The sequence below is a fragment of the Lentimicrobium sp. L6 genome (genome assembly GCF_013166655.1).
Classification (GTDB): Bacteria; Bacteroidota; Bacteroidia; order Bacteroidales; family UBA12170; genus UBA12170.
On sequence record NZ_JABKCA010000085.1, the window covers coordinates 1 to 20,625 of the forward strand.

Genomic DNA, 20,625 nt, shown 5'->3' on the forward strand with positions numbered 1-20,625 from the left:
ATATGTATATCTGTAACTTAAAAAAATAGACAGCTTAAGTTAACGCTAATGCCCTATAGGAGGCACTACAAACAAGAATTCTGATAGTATGATTGGCTGAAAAAAGGAGGATGTTAAAAAAAAACATGAAGAGTATGATAAGATGCGCCTTTTACTATTATTTTTGCAGCTATGGAAAATCAGAAAACACAAACTAAAAATAACGGCTTTTCGCAAAATGACACGGGCTTAGCTCGCAAGAACACCATTGCTCCGGGCCCATTTGATATGGGTAAAATTCCACCTCAGGCTGTGGATTTGGAGGAGGCGGTATTGGGTGCCCTACTTTTAGAAAGAGATGCTCTGACTTCTGTAATTGATATTTTAAAACCAGACATTTTCTATAAGGAAGCCCATCAGAAAATATTTCATGCTATTTCTGTGCTTTTTGCTGATACCGAACCTATCGATATTTTGACGGTAACCAATAAATTGAAAATGTTGGGACAGTTGGAAGAAGTGGGTGGTGCCTATTATATCGCACAATTGACCAATCGTGTTGGTTCTCCTGCCAATATTGAATTCCATACTAGAATTTTAGCTCAGAAATATATTCTTAGGGAATTAATTCACGTTTCTTCTTCTACTATTAAAGAGGCTTTTGAGGATTCTACCGATGTATTTAACCTCTTAGACAAAGCGGAACAAGGCTTGTTTGATATCAGTGAGAACAACTTCCGTAGAGAATCTACCGATATGAGAAGTCTGGTAGTGGAAGCCATTAAGGAAGTGGAAAAAGCCAAGAATTCTGAAGGTAAGTTGAGAGGTGTTCCTTCCGGCTTTACCGAACTCGATAGATTGACTGCAGGTTGGCAAAAATCGGATTTAGTAGTAATTGCAGCTCGTCCTGGTATGGGAAAAACGGCTTTTGCGCTTTCTCTTACTCGTAATGCTGCCATCAACGGATTCCCTGTTGCTGTTTTCTCGCTGGAGATGTCCTCGGTACAGTTAGCCACTCGTTTGATTTCTGCAGAAACTGAAATTGCTGGTGAGAAATTGAAAAAAGGAGACCTCCGAGAAGACGAGTGGAAACAGCTGAACACTAAAGTAAAAGCATTGGAAGATGCTCCTATCTATATTGATGACACTCCTGCCCTTTCGGTTTTTGAGTTAAGAGCGAAATGTCGTCGTTTGAAAGAACAACATGGTATTTCATTGATTGTAGTGGATTATATCCAATTGATGAGAGCCGGTGATAATAATGGTAATCGTGAGCAGGAAATCTCAACCATTTCACGTTCCCTTAAAGCCTTAGCTAAAGAATTAAATGTACCCGTTCTGGTATTGTCACAGCTAAATCGTTCGGTGGAAACTAGAGGAGGCTTGAAAAAGCCTATGCTCTCCGATCTTCGTGAATCTGGTGCGATTGAGCAGGATGCCGATATGGTAATCTTCATCTATCGCCCAGAATATTACGACTTCACCGAAGATGAAGATGGTACTGATTTAAGAGGAAAAGGAGAAATCATCATTGCAAAACACCGTAATGGTTCCTTGGATTCTGTATATTTGAAGTTTATCGGTAAATATATCAAGTTTGCTGATTTGGCCAGCTTCGACTTTAATCCAGACGACGCCATGACACCAAACCATGAATTTGATTCTGCTTCGAATACCAAGAGAGTAAAAAGTAAAATGGATGAAATTCCTGATGATCAGGCTTTCATTGAAAACCAAGACGCAGGAAATGAAATGCCTTTCTAAAATAAAAAGAGGATTTATCCTTCTTATCATCGCTGTTTTATTGATGATTTCTAATCAATCTAAAGCAGCCTATATGCTCCTACCCATGGATGAAGCTCAGAGTAATCATCTAAAATCTTATGGGGTGGCCTTTTGGGTGATTTCATCAAAGGTGAGCGTAGATTGGCTTCTCAATTATAGAGGTGGTAGTTTTATGTTTCCTTATCATGAAGCTTTTGAGGATGAGTGCAATATCAGAGGTGTGAGTTACCAAGTCATTGCAGATGCACAAGCCGCAGCCATCATTAGTGATATTGCTGCTCCAGACGTTAATATGGATGTGATAAAGCTTCATAAAGCACCTAAAATCGCTGTTTATTCACCAAAAAACAAACAACCTTGGGACGATGCCGTCACAATGGCCTTAACCTATGCAGAAATCCCCTACGATGTAATTTACGATGAGGAGGTTATGAATGGGAAATTGCCCACTTATGATTGGCTTCACCTTCATCATGAAGATTTCACAGGACAGTATGGTAAGTTTTGGGCCAGATATAGAAATGCGGCTTGGTATATTGAGAATCAGAAAGAAGCCGAAAACACAGCCCATGCTTTGGGTTTTGCCAAAGTGTCTCAACTAAAATTAGAAGTGGCTAAAACCATTCGTGGTTTTGTGATGGGTGGCGGTTATCTTTTCGCCATGTGTTCGGCACCAGATAGTTTCGATGTAGCGTTGGCAGCCGAAGGAGTAGATATTTGCGAAGTGATGTTTGATGGAGATCCTGCAGATCCTCAAGCACAGCAAAAACTGAATTATGATAATTGTGTGGCTTTTACCAACTTTAGAATCTCTCAGAATCCTCAAGAATATGAAATCTCAAATATAGATGTAGATCCAGTAAAAAGAGGAGTTCAGCAAAAGAATGACCTATTTACCCTCTTCGAATTCTCAGCCAAATGGGATCCTGTTCCTACCATGCTTTGTCAGAATCACGAATCTGTGGTGAGAGGATTTATGGGACAAACCACCGCTTTTAATAAAAACACACTAAAGCCAAATGTTCTGGTTCTTGGAGAAAACAAAGGCAAGGGTGAAGCCAGATATATCCATGGAGAATTTGGTAAAGGAACTTGGACTTTCTATAGTGGACACGATCCTGAGGATTATCGCCATTTAGTGGGTGATCCTAAAACCGATTTGAATATCCATCCCAATTCTTCTGGTTATAGACTAATCTTGAATAATGTTTTATTTCCTGCTGCTAAGAAAAAGAAGCGCAAGACTTAAAAATAAATCTATATTTTGACTCTTCAACCCATCGAACTCTTAGCCCCTGGCGGAGATGTAACCGCCATAAAAGCAGCTATTTTAGCTGGTGCCAATGCCATTTACTGTGGACTTGATAAATTCAATGCCAGAAATAGAGCTGCAAATATCAGCCTGGAAGATTTAAAAGGCCTTCTCCATCTGGCACATCAGAATGATTGTAAAATCTTTCTTACCCTCAATATTCTTATTCTCGAAAATGAGATAAATTCTCTAATTTCATTATTGAATAAATTAGTGAATACTTCCATCGATGGCTTAATTATTCAAGATATTGGGCTATTATATATTTTGAAGAAGCATTTCCCTGATTTTGAGATCCACGCCTCCACACAAATGACCACCCATAACAAAGGTCAGATTCAGTTTCTAGAAAAACTAGGAGTAAAACGAGTGAATTTATCCCGTGAAATGAATATGGAGGAGATTAAACCTCTCACTGCTTTTGGTATAGAAAGAGGCGTTTCCACCGAAGTGTTCGTCCATGGTTCTAATTGTATTTCCTTTTCAGGACTCTGCTATATGAGTTCGGTACAAAATGGCAATTCTGGAAATAGAGGAAGGTGTAGTCAACCCTGCAGAGATGCTTACCAAATAACTCCTGCAGGCAAAGATTATCCTTTAAATATGAAAGATAACTCTGCTTATTTCGATGCCAAAGAACTGATAGAAGCGGGAGTGGCTTCTGTAAAAATAGAAGGCAGAATAAAGAAAGCGGATTATGTTTTTACGGTGGTAGATACTTGGCGAAAGCAAATTGATTCCATCCTTAAAAAGCAAGAGTTAATCCATGATAATAGCCAGCTTTATAAAGTCTTCAATCGCGATTTTTCCAATTCCTATTTAAGCGGGAATATTGGCTCTGAAATGTTTATTGATAGTCCAAGAGATTATAGTGTTCTACATTTGGCCAACAAAAATCAAATCTCCTCAATAGCAGAATTAGAGGAGGCTTCATTGCTTCTATATCAGGAGAAGGATGAGCTAAAATTAGCGGTGGAAGAGCAGATGAGGAAACTTAGTATTGAAAAGCCTGAGCTTGAAATCCACATATCGGGAGAAGTAAATACACCTTTACATGTTCAACTTATTTTTGAGAAAGACTGCATCGGCTTAGAATCTTCCGTTTTGCTCAAAGACTATGGCAAAGAGCCCCTTAGTAGAGATGTGATTTGGAAAAGATTCAAAACCATTGAAGATACAGAATATCATTTGAAAGACTTGGACTTATCCAAGCTACAAAACAAAACCTATCTTCCATATCAAGATCTCACCAAACTCAAAAAACGAATTTTATTTTATTTAAATGGAAATAGGGAATGGAAAGAAGCCATTCAAATTCCCAAACTAAATAAATCTATTGAAGCTCCTGACCTTCCTTCACTTTCTGTGATAATTTGCTCTAAAGAGGATGCTCATTTGTCACAGAATAAAGAAGTAATAGTATATTTTGAATTGCCCAATTGTTTTGAAGAGACTGCTGAGAAATGGGTGGCGTTTTTTAAAGAAAACGAGTCTCTGATTCCATATTTTCCAGCGGTTTTGATAGGGCGAGAATACGAATTTGCAGTTGAAATGCTTTTGCAATTAAAACCCAAACTCATCTTGACCAATAATACTGGAATAGCTTTTGAAGCTTATAAGAATGATATTCCGTGGATAGCTGGCCCTTCTTTAAATCTGGTAAACTCTTTTAGTTTATTGGTATTACAAAAGAAGTTTAATGCGGTGGGTGCATTTGTTTCCAATGAGTTAAACAAACAACAAATTCAGATTTTAAAGAAACAAACAGGCTTCAAATTATTTTACAGTCTATTTCACCCTAATATTTTAATGACTACTCGTCAGTGCTTATTTCATCAGGTTACCGGATGCGAAAAGCAGATCATTGATGATTCTTGTCTCTATCATTGTAGTAAAATGGCAAAAATCACCAATCTTAAATCCTCCGATTATTATATTGAAAAATCTGAGGGTAATTATCATAGAATTTATGATGAAAGTCATTTCTTGAATTTAAAGATTGTAAATGATATTCCATATCTTTTTGACGGATTCTCCATTGACTTGAAAGATATAAATACCCAAACAAAAATGGAGGAATCTAAAGAAATGATTATTGAACAGTTTCAAAGTCTTGTAAAAGGAGAGAAAGAAATTGTAGACGAGTTAAAATCAAAATATGCCCCATTCTCTTGTTTTTCCTATATCAAAGGAATCTAGCTCAACCAAGTCTATTTTGCTACTCAAGCTTAACAAATTTATTATCCGATTGATAAAATACAAAAGATTCAATTGATTCTTTTATATAATAAGTGGGAAATATTTTCGCTTAAGCATGCTCACTTAAAAACCTCACTTTGTAAGCAACAATAACACTTATACAAGAAGTCAAGCTCAACCGGATTTGCAATCCGATTAATAAATACTAAGATTTTTCAATTTCCCCAGCTTAAGAAGAGGAAAATATTCTCACTCAATAGGTCTAGTCATCATAAATTCCATCTAAAATGACATTATCTCAGTAAGATTCAAAGGAAAAATAAGTATCATCCAACCTTGTTTGGGATCATTCTAATAAATCTTATAAATTCCCCATTTATCAAGAAAATCTGTTTCGTGGAATGATTATTTCCCTATTTTTGATTACTTATAATAATCTTACACGCAATGCAAAAGAAAACCAAAGTAGACCCCAGTTATTTGGATGCCTTGATTCCCGTCATATTCCTCATAGGATTATTAAGCTTGGCAGTTTATATTTTTGCTGATGATGCCTCATGGGGACCCAATCAAATCGCATTAACATTTAGTAGTTTGGTAGCTGCGGTAATTGGTTTAAAAAATGGACATACTTGGGATGACATCAGTAATGGAGTTGTAAAAAGCATAAGCCAAGCCATGGGAGCCATTTTTATTCTCTTGGCAGTTGGGGCTTTAATCGGTACTTGGGTAATGAGCGGTACTGTGACCACCATGATTTACTATGGCCTAAAACTTCTAAATCCAGATATTTTCTATCCTTCAGTCGTTATTGTTTGTGCCATTATTGCTGGAAGCATTGGAAGCTCTTGGACAACAGTCGGAACCATTGGTGTGGGCATGATTGGTATTGCTCATGGCATGGATATGTCAGTAAATGTAACCGCTGGTGCAATAATTAGCGGCTCCTATTTTGGAGACAAGTTATCTCCACTTTCTGATACCACTAACCTTGCTCCTGCCGTGGCTGGTTCAGATTTATATAAACATATTAAGCATATGCTTTGGACTACCATACCAAGCATCACCATTGCTTTGATCTTGTTTACAGTCATTGGATTGTTTTCTGGTGGCGAAGGAAATATGCTAATGAAAGATAAATCTCTAGCTATTATTGAAGCCAACTTCACTACCAACATATGGTTATTAACACCCATATTGGTTGTTTTGGTTTTAGCCATTGTAAAAATGAGACCATTCCCAACCATCCTCCTTGGAGCATTAGCTGGAGGGATAATAGCTGTTATCTTTCAAACCGAGCAAGTGATTCAATTTGTGGATAGAACAGATTTATCGCAACCTATGGTGATGATAGCTGGAGTTTGGAAGGCAATGTATACCGGATTTACCACAACAACTGGCGCAGCAACCTTCGATGAGTTAGTGAATAGAGGCGGAATGAATTCTATGCTAGATGTTATTTGGTTGATTTTATCAGCACTTATGTTTGGTGGCGTAATGGAAGAAACCGGAATGTTGAGAAAACTGGTTCAAGCTTTATTAAAAATGGTTCATGGAACAGGCTCCTTAATCGCAACAACTATTTTCACCTGTATGGGTGTAAACATCATAGCATCTGACCAATACATGTCTATTGTACTTCCGGGTAGGATGTTCAAAATGGAATATGAAAGACGAGATTTAGCCCCCGAAAATCTGTCCAGAACCTTAGAGGATTCAGGCACTTTAACCTCCGCTCTAATTCCTTGGAATACTTGTGGAGCATACATGTCAGGGACTTTGGGCGTGGCTACATTTGCTTATCTTCCTTTTGCATTTTTTAATTTAATCAATCCTCTCATAGCTATTATTCTAGCTTATTCTGGAATCTCCATTAAGAAGAACGATCAAAAAGAAAAACAATGAAAAAACTATTCAGACTTTTGTTCCTTTTCATTTTAGTTTCAGCATCTATTGTGAAAATACAAGCCCAAAACCGCCCTATTGATGAATTAAAACGAACAGATCGCTTTGGTGTAACTACCATGTTTTATTACACCTACCAAAACTGGACACCGGGTTCCAATAGCACAAAAGGGAGTTTCAAATTTGATAGCTTTAGAGTCTGGGCTCAAACAAATGTAAATAAGAAGTTTTTTGCGGCAGTTCAATATCGTTTTTATGAAGGTTGGCAAACTCCGCTATTTCTCTATATGGGCTATAATATTAATGAGAAAAATACTTTGCAAATTGGACAAACTTGGGTGCCATTTGGCTTCAATTACCAGCCGTATGACGATTGGGGAAACCTGGCCTACTATGTAGGTCTGCAAGATGATTACGACTATGGTATTACTTGGAATGGAAAACATGGCATATTAAATTTCCATCTGGGTTTCTTCAAAAATCAGCAATTATCATCCTCCTCTTCACATCGTTATGACACAGATATTTATTCTGGAGGGATTAATGATGGAGATATTATTCTGGTACCCAAGCATAATCAAGAAGTTAACCAATTGAATGCTCGCTTGGCCATTAAACTTTCAGGAAGCAATTGGTCTTCGGAGTTTGGGATTTCTGGAATGACAGGCCAGATTTATAATCAAACCATGGATGATAATGGAACACGATGGGCAGCAGCTGTTCATGCGGGTATTGACTTTGGCAGATTCCATTATAATATTCAAGGAACAAGCTATCATTACGATCAACTAATAGCCGATAGTATGCCTTCTTGTGCTAAAGACTTTATAAATGTATAGAGTTGGAATTTCGCCTATGAAATCCCTAGCCGAGCTAATATTGTTACTACTTCCTTTGCTTTTGATATTATTGAGGATAAGTTAACACCATTTATAGACTATAGTTATTTATGGGGAGGAAGCTCAGAAGCAGCTTCTCAATTATTTACTTTTGGAGCTCGTTCTCTATGGGATTCATTTGAGATATTTGCCCAAGCCATGTATGGAGAAAACGACCCCCAATTAAGTGGTAACTCTACAGGTTATGGACGCGATGCCCATACTTATGATTTCAGATTTGATGTGAGGTTGTTTTATAAACTAAATATTGTTTCTGAGAAAAATGTGGAAGCTCTTAAAAAGAAACTTAGTGAGTAAATCAAAGTGAATTAAAAATAAAGCAAGCGGAAAATATTTCCGCTTAAGCTTTCAGATTAAATATGCATTCTGTAAATAACAACTTGAATAGAACTCAAGCTCTATCTGATTTATAATCCGATTTATAAAACAATATTAATTCTACAGCTTTTCAATCTAAAAGGAAAACAATTCCATTTCATCTACTTAGGAAGACATCACCTCAGTAAGGACCTGTAAAGATTTAAGTTCAGAGAAGTTAGGTAGGTGAAACTGATAATATTGATGTAGCTTTTCCAATAACTGTTTTCTTTGTTCTCTAGAAATGATAAGTTCAGTTCCAAAGCTCTTATCCCTATTTAATTGATGAAAGAGCGCACTTAGAGGAGGGTGAATACTAATGGTTTCCGGCAGTCTTAAAGAAGTATATCTTCCTTCTTGCATATCGAAAATAGCTTGACGAGTAGCAAAGTTATCTGAGGCTTCAAAGCCTAAGAAGCGAGTAAAATGACTAAGAAACCAAAGGTGGAAATTATAATATTTCTCATCGGCGGTATCCAAATATTGTAAAGATTGAAAGATGAACTGAAACATATTCTCATTGGTTTCCTCCTCTCCAATAGCTTTATATAAAACTTCATTGAGAAAGATGACCATGGAAGTCTTATTCATTTCATAGGGGATGCTTGAGAAAATATGACCTGCTTTTACATCTTTAACATGTTGTATGTCTCGTCCAGCCTTTTCATAAACCACCATGTCTAATATGCTCAGTGGCTGAAATAAATTCATTGGAGTCTTAGATTTCTTTTTACGGACTCCTCTAACCATATAAGTTCGCATACCAAAAACCTCGGTAAACACCTTAACCACCAAACTACTTTCGGAGAATTTGGTGACTCTAAAAATGATTCCTTTGGTTTTTTCTATCATTATTAAATTGAAACGAGGTGATTTTTTTGTTGAAGATACTCATATCCTTCCATAATGCCCACTATGAATAATACAATATCAAGGCATAAAGGTAGGAAATAATCACATCAAAAAAAGCACAAAAACCCCGAAGACCGAAACCTTCGAGGTTATTTGAACTCAAATAAACAAAGTAAATTATTTTTTACTCGTTACCAGGTACGATCATCTTACCTTTATAATACAAGTCACCATCAACATAGTAAGCTCTGTGATAAACGTGAGCTTCGCCTGTAGTAGGGCAAATTGCTAACTGCGGAGCAGTTGCTTTATAATGAGTTCTTCTCTTATCTCTTCTTGTCTTCGAAATTTTTCGTTTAGGATGTGCCATTTTTCCTACTTTTTATATTTTATTATTCTTTATTTCAATTTCTTTAATGCTTCCCAGCGAGGATCAATCACCTCATCTTCGTCAGCATCATCTTGTTCATTGTAAGTTTCGAGAAATCCAGGCTGACAATCAGGCTCACCATCTTCCAATTCAGGATGAATCAGTCGCATAGGAAGGCTTAGCATAATAAACTCATAAATATACTGCTCTAGTTGTAGTTTATGCTCTTTTTCATCTAAAACCAAAATATTTTCGGCTTCTTCAAAAGTTTCGCGACCAAATTTCACGATAAGCTTATCTTCAACTTCAACAGCCTGAGTATATAATTCTAAACAACGATCGCATTCTACTTCCACTTCGCCAGCAATGCTAAAGTATACTTGCAACATCGTTTCCTGTTTATCTAGTTCCAAATCCAGTTTCAAATTACTGTCTTGAATCCTTGTATTCTCAAAAGTCTGAAAGAACTTTTTTCCAATTTCAAAATCAAACGAATGTAATCCGTCTTTCAACCCTCTAAAGGAAATATGATACTCCTTTATCTCATTCATAGCGTTCTCCTTCAAAATTCGGGCTGCAAAAGTAGAAATTAATTCTATGATTACCAAGCCCTTTTTTTCATTTATATCCATCAAAGATTTTCACTAGTATTTACTAGCAAAAACTGCCTTGAATCCTTTTTGTCAATTAATGCAATAACCTAAATATCCACTTATTTTCTAGTAAGAGCGAGCAAAAACAACTCTTTTTGCCGATGGATTTCCAGTATAAATACACTTTCCTCCCTCTTCTTCGCCATCCAAAGGAATAGCTCTGATGGTTGCTTTAGTTTCGTCTTTAATCTTCTGCTCAGTCTCTGGACTTCCATCCCAATGTGCATAAAGGAATCCACCTTTTTCAATTTCCACTAGAAATTCATCCCAAGTTTCCACATTACGAGAGTTCTTTTCTCTAAAGGCCAAGGCTTTGGTATAAAGGTTTTCCTGAATCTCTTCTAAAAGAGCTTCAATCTTATCTTCAATGCCTTCCATATCTATCACTTCCTTAGTCAAGGTATCTCTACGTGCTACTTCAACAGTTCCGTTTTCTAAATCACGAGGACCTACACCCAATCGAATAGGAACACCTTTGTATTCATATTCCGCAAACTTGAAACCTGGTTTATGAGTATCTCTACCATCGAACTTCACGCTAATACCTTTAGCTCTTAATGCTTTGATAACACCTTGAACTTTTTCAGTAATTTCGTCCAATTGCTCTTCCTTTCTATAAATAGGTACAATGACCACTTGGATTGGAGCCAATTTTGGAGGAAGAACCAGTCCTTTATCATCGCTATGCGCCATGATTAAAGCACCAATTAGCCGTGTAGAAACTCCCCAGCTAGTTGCCCAAACATATTCTTGTTTGTTTTCTTTGCTCAAATATTTCACATCGAAAGCCTTAGCGAAATTCTGACCTAAAAAGTGAGAAGTTCCAGCCTGTAATGCTTTTCCATCTTGCATCATGGCTTCTATACAATAAGTATCTAAAGCTCCAGCAAAACGCTCATTTGGTGACTTTGTACCTTTAAGAACAGGAACCGCCATCCACTTCTCTGCGAAATCAGCATAGACTTCTAGCATTTGTTGTGCTTCTGCCACAGCTTCTTTCTCTGTAGCATGAGCAGTATGCCCTTCTTGCCATAGAAACTCAGCAGTACGCAAGAATAAACGGGTCCTCATTTCCCATCGAACTACATTAGCCCATTGGTTTACCAAGATTGGTAAATCACGATAGGACTGTACCCATTTTCTATAGGTATCCCAAATAATAGTTTCTGAAGTTGGGCGAACGATGAGCTCCTCATCTAATTTCGCATCTGGATCTACTTCAATTCCATTCTCGCCATTTCTAAGACGATAATGAGTAACTACCGCACATTCTTTAGCAAAACCCTCCACATGAGCAGCTTCTTTACTAAAGAACGATTTCGGTATAAATAAGGGGAAATAAGCATTTTCGTGTCCAGTGTCTTTAAACATTTGATCTAATACTTTTTGCATATTCTCCCAAATAGCGTATCCATAGGGTTTTATTACCATGGATCCTCGCACTGCAGAATTCTCTGCTAGTTCCGCATGCTTGACGATATCGTTGTACCATTGAGAATAATTCTCTTCTCTTGTTGAAAAATTTTTAGCCATCTTTAATTGTGGTATAGTATTTGCTTTTTATATATTGCTTGCAAAAGTAAAAAATAAAATAACAGATTGTTTTTTATGTGAGTAAAATATTATATAACCCTGTTAAAAGGAGGTAATTATGAAAAATTTAAAAAATATATTAAGTTTCTTGAGCATTTTAGCACTCACATCTTGTGCTTCTTCTTATCAAGCAAGCTACGGCGAAGACGACATTTATTCCTATGGAACACCAAAACAGAAGACGGTTACCACTAGTCCTATGCCGGTTTCAAGCTCAAATGTCAGCCCTTCTGCAACAGTGATTAAAACCACTACCGGAAATAATAATAATCAACAGGTCACTTATTCTGATGTTTCTTACGAAGATCAGATTGTAGAAGTGGATGGAGAAACCTATTATGAAGATTCTTTTGAATCTGATGACTATTACGATTACGAATATGCATCACGCATTAAAAGATTTCACGATCCTGTTGATGGTGTAGCTTATTATGATAGTTATTATACCAACAGATATTGGTACGATTATAATCCATATAGCTACGGAACTAGTATTTATATGGGATATGATTATGCTTACCCTTATTACCAACCTCGCGTTAGTTTCAGTTTTGGTTGGGGATGGGGAAGCTCATGGTATTATCCTTATGGTGGCTGGGGTTATGCTCCATATTACGGTGGATATTATGGTGGATATTGGGGTGGATATTATGGCGGAAGCTATTGGTCTGGTTATAACCACGGATACTGGAACGGATACTATGCTGGTGGCGGATACTGGGGCGGTGGATGTCACAATCCTTGCGACGTAAACAGCTATTATTATGGAAGCAGAGGCCATTCTTCTAATTCTTATGGTTCAAATAGGAGTAACAATAGTAGAAGTGGATATGCCGGGAACAACAATAATAACATGAACAAAACTGGTGATGCCAATAGAAATATGGCCAGTAGTAAACAAGGACGTTCCGACAGAGATTTTAATAGTAATGCCAATAGAGGATACTTTAATAATGGTTCTCAATCTGCAAGTGGAAGAACAAACAGTACAAGTACCAGATCTTCTAATCGTAGAGACGCCAATGCAGGTAGTTCTGATAGAACAAACAGCACTAGAGTAAGCACAGGTGCTTCAGCAAGAATGGGGACATCTAGAAACAGTGCTAGCACAGCCTCTTCTAGTAGAAATGCAAGTTCAAACTCAAGCAGAGCAGCAACAGTAAATACTAACAGGACAACGAATCGCTCAGAGTATAGCTATCAAAAATACCAAAATAGCCAAAGAAGTTCTGCTGCTAAATATACTCGTAATACAGGAAGCTCATCAAATGGTAGCTCTGCTAGAACTTCTAACAGCAGTTCTTATAGTAGACCATCCTCAACAAGTACTAGTAGCTCAACTGGACAAAGCTCCTCAAGATATCAAAAACCTAGTACCAGCCAAAATAGACAATATAGTAAGCCAGCCAAAACTTATTCCAGGCCTAGCTCTACAAGTACCAGAAGTTCTGGAAGTAGTTATTCTACTCCAACTAGAAGTACAAATAGTGGAAGCAGCAGTCGTTCATATTCCACTCCAAGCAGAAGCTCGGGCAGTAGCGGTTCTAGTGTAAGAAGCTCGGGCAGTAGCTCAAGAAGTAGTGGTGGAAGCTCAAGAAGCAGTGGTGGAAGTTCCAGAAGCAGTGGAGGAGGCAGAAGATAAGTCAAGACCCTTCTTGTTTCATCCCATCAAAATCAATTTTTAGATTTCATAAAATAATGACCATGAATTATAGTAAAATATTATTTATCATAGGAGGAATACTATTCTCCACTGTCCTTTTGTCACAGAATGCTCAGGATGCCTTAAGGTATTCGTCTACCAATACTGCGGGATCTGCACGATTTATGGGGCTTTCAGGAGCCATGGGTTCTGTGGGTGGTGACATTAGCACCATCAACTTCAACCCTGCTGGTTTGGGAATCTATAAAAGCTCAGAATATATTTTGGCTCCGCGATATTTATATAATAAAGCTGAATCTAGTTATGGTGGATATTCAAGCTCCGACAGAAGAGATAATTTTAATTATGGAATGGCAGGCCTAGTAAGTGCCATGCCCTTGTTTAGCCAACACGACCCAAATCCAACTGGATGGAAATACATGCAGTTTGGTTTTTCTTTTAACAGGATAGATAATTATCGCTCCGATATATTAATTCAAGGGGATTCTTATGGAGGATCTAAAGTATTTGAATGGAGAGATCAGGCCAATGGTAATCTTCCAAATAATTTAAACTTATTTAGTACTAATCTAGCTTGGGAAACCTATTTACTCGATACCGTAAATGGATACCCTAATCAATATGTGGCTGCCACACCGGCTGGAGGAGTCTATCAGAGTTATAATAGTAGAACAGAAGGATATAAAAACGAAATGTCTTTTGCCTTTTCTGGTAATTATAATGACAGGTTATTTATTGGAGCTAGTTTATCATGGTCTTTCCTCAACTATTTTAGTAGTGTTTATTTAAAAGAAACAGCATTAGAAAATCCTGCTCCTGGAGAGTTTGATAACTTTACCTATATAGAAGAAATAGGAACCAGAGGAAATGGTATAAATGGAAAATTTGGTTTAATTTATATTATAAATCCTATCATCAGAATAAGTGGTGCTATTCATACTCCAACTTGGTATTATCGAATGACCGACACCTATTTTTCGAAAGTAGAAAGCCAAATGTACGATGGTCAAGTTTATACCAAAACCTCCCCAAGTGGCCGATATGAATATAATATGAACACTCCATTTAAAGCCATGGGAGGCATGAGTATCTTTATTCAAAAAATGGGATTCATTAGTGTTGATTATATATACCAAGACTATAGTCAGGCCTATTTGAAATCGAACACAGATTCATTTTATGAAGAAAACGAAAATATCAAAAACGATTTCACAGCAACACATACCATGAGGGTGGGTACAGAATGGAGATTACAACCTTTCTTTGTTAGAGCTGGATATGCCTTCACCACCAGCCCAGTGAAAGAAGAAATTAATGATATTACACAGAATCAGTTTAGTTTTGGTTTGGGTTATCGCTCGGGACCATTCTTTATGGATGCTTCTTTTGTGCAGAAATATAATGCTCAAAATTACTATATGTACGGAGCCAATTATGTGAGCCCTGCCTACCTTGAAACAAAAACTAGTTTTTATAGTTTGTCTTTTGGGTTTAAATTCTAGACAAAGCAAAACTAATATATCATTTAAATAATTACAGCTATTCCTTTTCAATAAAGTGAATAGCTGTTGCTTTTATACCTATCCAGATCATGCCGTGCTTCTTCATTTGAAATCTATCGAAGGATTCTTGACTTATTAGCGTAGAAACCATGATTCCAATGTCCACCACCACTTCCATACCTCTATGGCTAGGAATAACTTCTACCACTTGGCCTTTGAAATTATTGATGATGCTGGAATCTATTTGTGATGTGGAAAGAATAACATCCTCACTTTTAAACATGGCAAAGCCTTGTCCTTTCGATAAGCCATGAGGAAGTTTCAGTTCAATTCTATTCTCAAGCATAATGGTCTTCTCATTAACAACCATAGAATTATAGAAATTCTTAATTCCAGAAAACTTGGCAATAAACTTAGATTTAGGTTTATGAAATATTTCTTTCGGACTACCGAACTGAACCAATTCACCTTGATGCACAATACCTATTTTATCTGCTAAAGAAACAGCCTCCTCAAAGTCGTGGGTGACATGAATCATAGTCATCCCCTCCGCATTAAGCCCACGCAAAAGACTTCGCATATCATCGCGCAATTGCACATCTAAAGAAGCCAATGGTTCATCCAAAAGCAAGCAAACGGGATGACAAGCTAAAGTTCGAGCAATAGCTACTCGTTGCAATTCTCCTCCCGATAAAGTTTCGGGCCAACGATTTAACAAATGATCGACTTGAGTTTTCTGAGCCAATCCCATTACAATTTTCTGAATAGCTGGAGCTTCCAATTTTCTAGTCTTTAAAGGAAAGGCAATATTATTTTTCACTTTAAGATGAGGAAAAACGGTATTGTCTTGAAAAACCATCCCCATATTTCGCTTCTGAATTTTTTCATGGGTAATGTTCTTCGAATCTAGAAATATCTCACCTTCGTCAGGATGAATCAATCCAGCTAGCATTTCAATTATCAAGGATTTTCCGGCTCCAGACTCTCCCAATAAAACTACATACTCTCCTTTTTCAATGGAGAAACTGATATGATGTAGCGCAAATTCCTCGTATTTTTTGGATATGTTTTTAAGTTGCAGCATGATTTATCTCCTTGGTCTTTCTCTTGACAGCATTCTAAGTGCTGCAAAAAATATTAAACAAACTATAATAAAAACAACAGAAACGGGTCGAGCATAGTTTAATCCAAAAGCACCAAATCGTTCATAGATAAGAACAGGCGTAATCATTGGATGGTAGGCTACAATAACCACGGCACCAAATTCACTCATTCCTCTGGCAAACATTAAAATCATACCCGAAACTATATTTCTGGAAGCCAAAGGCAAAGAAATACTGAAAAACACTCGAGCAGGTGAAGCACCAAGGTTTAAAGCTGCTTTTTCTAATCGGATGGGAACAGCCACAAACCCATCGCGAGCAGCAGTAATCAAATAGGGGATGCTCACGAAAGCCATGGCAAGAGCAATGCCAATGGGATTCCCAACGAGACTAACACCAAAACGATCTGCCACTTGTCCAATAAGCGAATCTCGAGAAATAAATCCCAGAATAGCAATACCCGCAGCAGAATGAGGAATAACTATGGGTAGATCGATAATTCCCAAAACCAATTTCTTGGCAAAGAACTCTTTTCTAGCTAGGAGATAAGAAAGCGGTATGGCTGCAATAGCAAATACCAGAGTGGAAGCAAAAGAAACAGAAAGTGTTAACCAAATGCTTTGCTGTACTTCTTTATCTTGGGTAGTTTCGAAAATCTCTGCTGGAGTCGTGTTTAAGAACATTCCCAAAAGTGGTGCCACAATAAACATCAATGCTAATCCCCCTAGAGAGATGAGTATAAGATTTAAAATATTGAAATTGGTTCTCACTTTTTTAATGCTTTTTAGTTATTGTTCTATTAATGCAAATTCTTTTAGCTCTCTTGGAATATTCTCATAACTAGAGGAGGGTGATGGAACTAAAGATTTTTGTCCATTTTTCTCCATGATGGCCATACCCTTTTGTTTAGATAAAACAAATTTCAAGAATTGATGAGCTTCTTGGCTATTGGGTGCATCCTTTAATATGGTGATTCCATAAACCATGGCTTCCCCTTTTTTCGTAATAAATTCACCAGGTTTTTTTCCTGAAATTTCGGCAGTGGCTGTTGAATAAAAGCTATCTAAATCTGGGTTTTGCAGATTGATACTATCTGGCAATACCAAATATTTTAATCCATGCTGCTCTGCCACCGATCTATACAAAAAGATATAATCTATTACATTGGATTCTAAAAGACCAATGAGATCGGTTTCTTTAGGCCTGATATAGTTTTTGTCTTTCTCCACCAACTGCTTGGCCAGACCATTCTTTTGGTAATACTCCTCTGCAAGACTAGCCAAGAGCACCGTTCTATAGCCACAAGGATCAGAATTAGGGTCGGAACGTCCATAAGCAACCTCCTCTTTCATCAAGATTTCGTGCCAGTTTTTGGAGTTAATTTCTTTACTTAATCGCGATTGCTCATGATAAACGATGGCCATTTCATTACCAGCAAATTTTATATTCCAATCTGTGTAATCAGGAATCAATAAATTTTCTATCACTTTAAAATCTGCCGATGCCATAATATCACAAGGACGTTTTAAATCTGCAATTTTGCGTGCACATTGTCTGCTTCCAGCTGATTCCATTAGGATTTTCACCCGAGGATTTTCCTTTTGGTATTCTTCTGCCATTTGCTTAAAAGGCACCGACAAACTACCTGCATGAAAGATGATTAATTTGCTTTCATCTTCAATACTGCTTTGACAAGAGAATAAGACTATGACACTAAAAAGAATGGCGAATAGTTTTTTCATAAGGCTAATCTATTTTAAATTTTCAGAATAATAAATTGTATTAATACCTTTAATAGCTCTGTCCGAGAAGAAATCGAAACATGGGATAATTCGAAATATTCCTCCAGTTTCTACCTCAGGACGACAAATTAATAATAATTCGCCTTGGTCGTTTCTATTACAAATTTCGCTATAGGTGAACATGGCTCTATACCCATCATCGGCAGCAATAATAAAGATCCCCTCACGAATGGCTTTTGGAGTTTCCTCCATTACATCTGATAAATAAGCATTTAAACTCAATCCTGTAAAAGGATCAGTACTGTGCAATCCTCTGCCTCTTCCATAAAAAATGGTATGGGTTTCTATATTAGGATAATCAGCTGGATGCTCTTTTAATGTGGCCACTTTTTTATTCTCAATCATAAAATCACAAGTAGCTGAGTATAAAGGGAATTTACCTTTTTCCACTTCTAATTCAATAGGATAAGACTTTACGGTGATTTTTGTGGGGTTAGTGATATTTCTTTCCGTTAGTAAATCTCCTACTACCACTAATTTTGCTTCTGTGGGAAGCTCCCAAAGCGTCTTCGCCTTTGAAGGGACCACTCTACTTACCCTCGTGGCAATAATTATTTCATCTAAATGATTATTATAGTACAGCTCACCCCAACTAATGACCGTTTTCTCTCCTTTATCATTCTCAATTTCCACATATAAATCAACGATAGGTTTAAAACTATCTGCATTTTTCTTTTGCAATATCCTCTCATTTAAGATATCTTGAAGGGAATATCCATCATAACGAAAAGCACCAGTAAACATATTCCCATATTTCCCTAGGCGGGTTTCTTTTACCATAACCGAACGTAATGGTAGTTTAGAGAAATTAACAAATCCAGGATTAGAAACTTCGCCTAAAACTTCTATCTGATCACCAGGAAGTAATATGGTTTCTGAGTTGTCATAAAAATCGTTGGTAGCATCTGTAGAATCGATGGCCATTAAAGAAGTGGTTTCAGAAACTGCGTCTGAATCCTCACTATTTACGGTTTCATTTTTACAAGAATATGAAATCAATACCAATAAGAAAGCCAGGATTGAAATAGATTTAATTTTCATGTTTTGATGTTTTAATTTAATTTTTGCTTTGTGTTATACCGATGACTAATCAAAATGCCCCTTTAATTCCTTTTAGTCTTAAAGCCACTTTGATTATGTATCGGCATCAACCAATGTAACGAGCAAAATGATTAAATTTCATTTTGACGAACATTTGGTATAAAATGTGTTTTGCAAAAGTAAATTAATATCGAGTGGTAATCTAGTTCCTATCGCTTTATTTCTTATTTTTTTTCAAAGACGAATCTCGTTCATTAAGCCCTAATTTAGATCTACAGTCACCAACATATAGAGTGGGATCTGGTTCAAAAAGCAAGACTGTATATTTTTGACATGAAGGAATCTTTACTGATAATTAGGAGCCTATTGACTTTAAAACCATTTTCGCCTTCTAAAGTAAGTTAGCATTCCTAAAGCAACCAATAGAATGACTCCCCACATGATAAAATAGCTGTATTTAAAATGAAGTTCTGGAACATAATCGAAATTGGTTCCGTAAATCCCAGCTATAAAAGTAATTGGAATAAATACGACCGAGAAAATGGTCAAAAACTTCATGATATCATTAAGCTTACTACTTATTGTAGTATGATATATATTGAGCTGGTCAGATAATATTTCTCGATAGCTATCAGAAGAATCACTAGCATGATCAATATTATCAAGCAATTCTTTAAAGTGGATATATGAGCTTTCATTAATTAAATCAGACTCCATTTTCGAAAGCGCCAAAATCATTTCTTTGGCTGGTTTTATATTTTTCCTTAAAAAATTTAACTCCCTCTTGAAATTATTAATCTCATTAATCAAAGATTGTTTGGGTTCTATGGCCAGATCTTCTTCAAGGCTCTCAATTTTCTCACCCAAAACACTAATCACATATATATAATTATCAATAACAACATCAAGCAATGCAAAAGCCAAATAATCCGTTCCAGAACTTCTAATCCTTTTCTTTTGCTTTCTAATTCGCGCCCTAACAGGTTCAAAGACATCTCCTCTCCTCTCTTGAAAAGAAAAAAGTACCGATTTGGTAATGATTAAACTGAGGTTCTCAACAGAAATCTTATTGGTTTCATCATTTTGCTGAAGCATCTTAATAGATATGTATATACAGTTATGATACTCAACAATCTTAGGCCTTGTTCCAGTATTCATTACTTCAGCAAGAATGAGACTGTCAAGATCGAAGCCTTTTGAAATTTCTTTCATAACACCCGCATCATGCAATCCGTCCACATTTAACCAGGTGACTGAGTTTTTTTCTTGAAACCTTAATGCTTCTTGAACCTTATGGATTCCCTTTTCCTCTAAATTATTGGCATCATAATCAATGATTCGTAAAATGATTTCATCAGATTTTTGCCTACCTCTAAACAATAATTCATCAGGCGAAACACCAATTTCTTTTTTTTGTTTTTTTACAAATCTAGCCATCGTTTCTATTTATTTAATTATGAATTAAAAAGTAAAATCATAAATGTTTGAGTAAGTTTACAATAAAAGATTCTATATTCCCTTTAATAGCCTCCCCAAAATATCAGCCCCAGTAATAATGGGTCACATTAAAAACTATGGGGAATCCTTATCTTAGCTGACAAAAATTAAGT

General features: G+C 36.6%; 17 protein-coding genes. 8 read left to right on the forward strand and 9 right to left on the reverse strand.

The annotated features are described in order from the left end of the window. The first annotated feature begins 171 nt into the window (after positions 1–171). The 6 genes from dnaB (at position 172) to HNS38_RS17390 (ending at position 8,376) form a co-directional block, all read left to right on the forward strand. Positions 172–1,743 (forward strand): replicative DNA helicase, encoded by a 1,572-nt coding sequence (gene dnaB, locus HNS38_RS17365; protein WP_172278728.1) that lies wholly within the window; start codon positions 172–174, stop codon positions 1,741–1,743. Further along, positions 1,727–3,013, forward strand: coding sequence for an asparagine synthetase B (locus HNS38_RS17370; protein ID WP_172346812.1), 1,287 nt, complete (start codon positions 1,727–1,729; stop codon positions 3,011–3,013). Before dnaB ends, HNS38_RS17370 begins: the two co-directional genes overlap by 17 nt. A gap of 15 nt (positions 3,014–3,028) precedes the next feature. Continuing rightward, entirely contained in the window at positions 3,029–5,275 is a 2,247-nt protein-coding gene (locus tag HNS38_RS17375; protein ID WP_172346813.1) for a peptidase U32 family protein, read from the forward strand. A gap of 447 nt (positions 5,276–5,722) precedes the next feature. Then, the gene (gene nhaC, locus HNS38_RS17380) at positions 5,723–7,180 is read left to right on the forward strand and encodes a Na+/H+ antiporter NhaC (protein ID WP_172278734.1); all 1,458 of its coding nucleotides are present in this window, start codon (positions 5,723–5,725) and stop codon (positions 7,178–7,180) included. Then, positions 7,177–8,019: a hypothetical protein gene (locus HNS38_RS17385; RefSeq protein ID WP_172278736.1), complete on the forward strand. Its 843-nt coding sequence runs from the start codon at positions 7,177–7,179 to the stop codon at positions 8,017–8,019. Before nhaC ends, HNS38_RS17385 begins: the two co-directional genes overlap by 4 nt. 198 nt (positions 8,020–8,217) lie before the next feature. Next, positions 8,218–8,376, forward strand: a complete 159-nt coding sequence (locus tag HNS38_RS17390) for a hypothetical protein (RefSeq protein ID WP_172278738.1) — start codon at positions 8,218–8,220, stop codon at positions 8,374–8,376. A gap of 186 nt (positions 8,377–8,562) precedes the next feature. Here the strand turns inward: HNS38_RS17390 and recO are convergent, their stop codons facing one another. From recO to proS, 4 genes are all read right to left on the reverse strand, one after another. Then, a complete protein-coding gene (gene recO, locus HNS38_RS17395) occupies positions 8,563–9,288 on the reverse strand; it encodes a DNA repair protein RecO (protein WP_172278740.1) in 726 nt (241 codons plus the stop codon). A gap of 184 nt (positions 9,289–9,472) precedes the next feature. Beyond that, the gene (gene rpmF / locus HNS38_RS17400; RefSeq protein WP_172278742.1) at positions 9,473–9,658 is read right to left on the reverse strand and encodes a 50S ribosomal protein L32; all 186 of its coding nucleotides are present in this window, start codon (positions 9,656–9,658) and stop codon (positions 9,473–9,475) included. A 29-nt stretch (positions 9,659–9,687) separates the two neighbouring features. Further along, entirely contained in the window at positions 9,688–10,290 is a 603-nt protein-coding gene (locus HNS38_RS17405; RefSeq protein ID WP_172346814.1) for a DUF177 domain-containing protein, read from the reverse strand. 87 nt (positions 10,291–10,377) lie between these two features. Then, positions 10,378–11,844: a proline--tRNA ligase gene (gene proS, locus HNS38_RS17410; protein ID WP_172278746.1), complete on the reverse strand. Its 1,467-nt coding sequence runs from the start codon at positions 11,842–11,844 to the stop codon at positions 10,378–10,380. Positions 11,845–11,962: 118 nt separating this feature from the next. Here proS and HNS38_RS17415 point away from each other — a divergent pair, with 118 nt between their 5' ends. Next, positions 11,963–13,546: a hypothetical protein gene (locus HNS38_RS17415; protein WP_172278747.1), complete on the forward strand. Its 1,584-nt coding sequence runs from the start codon at positions 11,963–11,965 to the stop codon at positions 13,544–13,546. A 62-nt stretch (positions 13,547–13,608) separates the two neighbouring features. After that, entirely contained in the window at positions 13,609–15,069 is a 1,461-nt protein-coding gene (locus tag HNS38_RS17420; protein ID WP_172346815.1) for a hypothetical protein, read from the forward strand. 37 nt (positions 15,070–15,106) lie between these two features. Here HNS38_RS17420 and HNS38_RS17425 read toward each other — a convergent pair whose 3' ends face one another. From HNS38_RS17425 to corA, 5 genes are all read right to left on the reverse strand, one after another. After that, the gene (locus HNS38_RS17425; RefSeq protein WP_172278751.1) at positions 15,107–16,153 is read right to left on the reverse strand and encodes an ABC transporter ATP-binding protein; all 1,047 of its coding nucleotides are present in this window, start codon (positions 16,151–16,153) and stop codon (positions 15,107–15,109) included. Between the two features lie 3 nt (positions 16,154–16,156). Further along, complete coding sequence (locus HNS38_RS17430; protein WP_172278753.1) at positions 16,157–16,942, reverse strand: ABC transporter permease; 786 nt, start codon at positions 16,940–16,942, stop codon at positions 16,157–16,159. Positions 16,943–16,960: 18 nt separating this feature from the next. Then, positions 16,961–17,914, reverse strand: a complete 954-nt coding sequence (wtpA, locus tag HNS38_RS17435) for a tungstate ABC transporter substrate-binding protein WtpA (protein WP_172278755.1) — start codon at positions 17,912–17,914, stop codon at positions 16,961–16,963. Positions 17,915–17,923: 9 nt separating this feature from the next. Continuing rightward, positions 17,924–19,015 (reverse strand): hypothetical protein, encoded by a 1,092-nt coding sequence (locus HNS38_RS17440; RefSeq protein ID WP_172278757.1) that lies wholly within the window; start codon positions 19,013–19,015, stop codon positions 17,924–17,926. Between the two features lie 372 nt (positions 19,016–19,387). After that, positions 19,388–20,452: a magnesium/cobalt transporter CorA gene (corA, locus tag HNS38_RS17445; RefSeq protein WP_172278759.1), complete on the reverse strand. Its 1,065-nt coding sequence runs from the start codon at positions 20,450–20,452 to the stop codon at positions 19,388–19,390. Between the last annotated feature and the right edge of the window lie 173 nt (positions 20,453–20,625).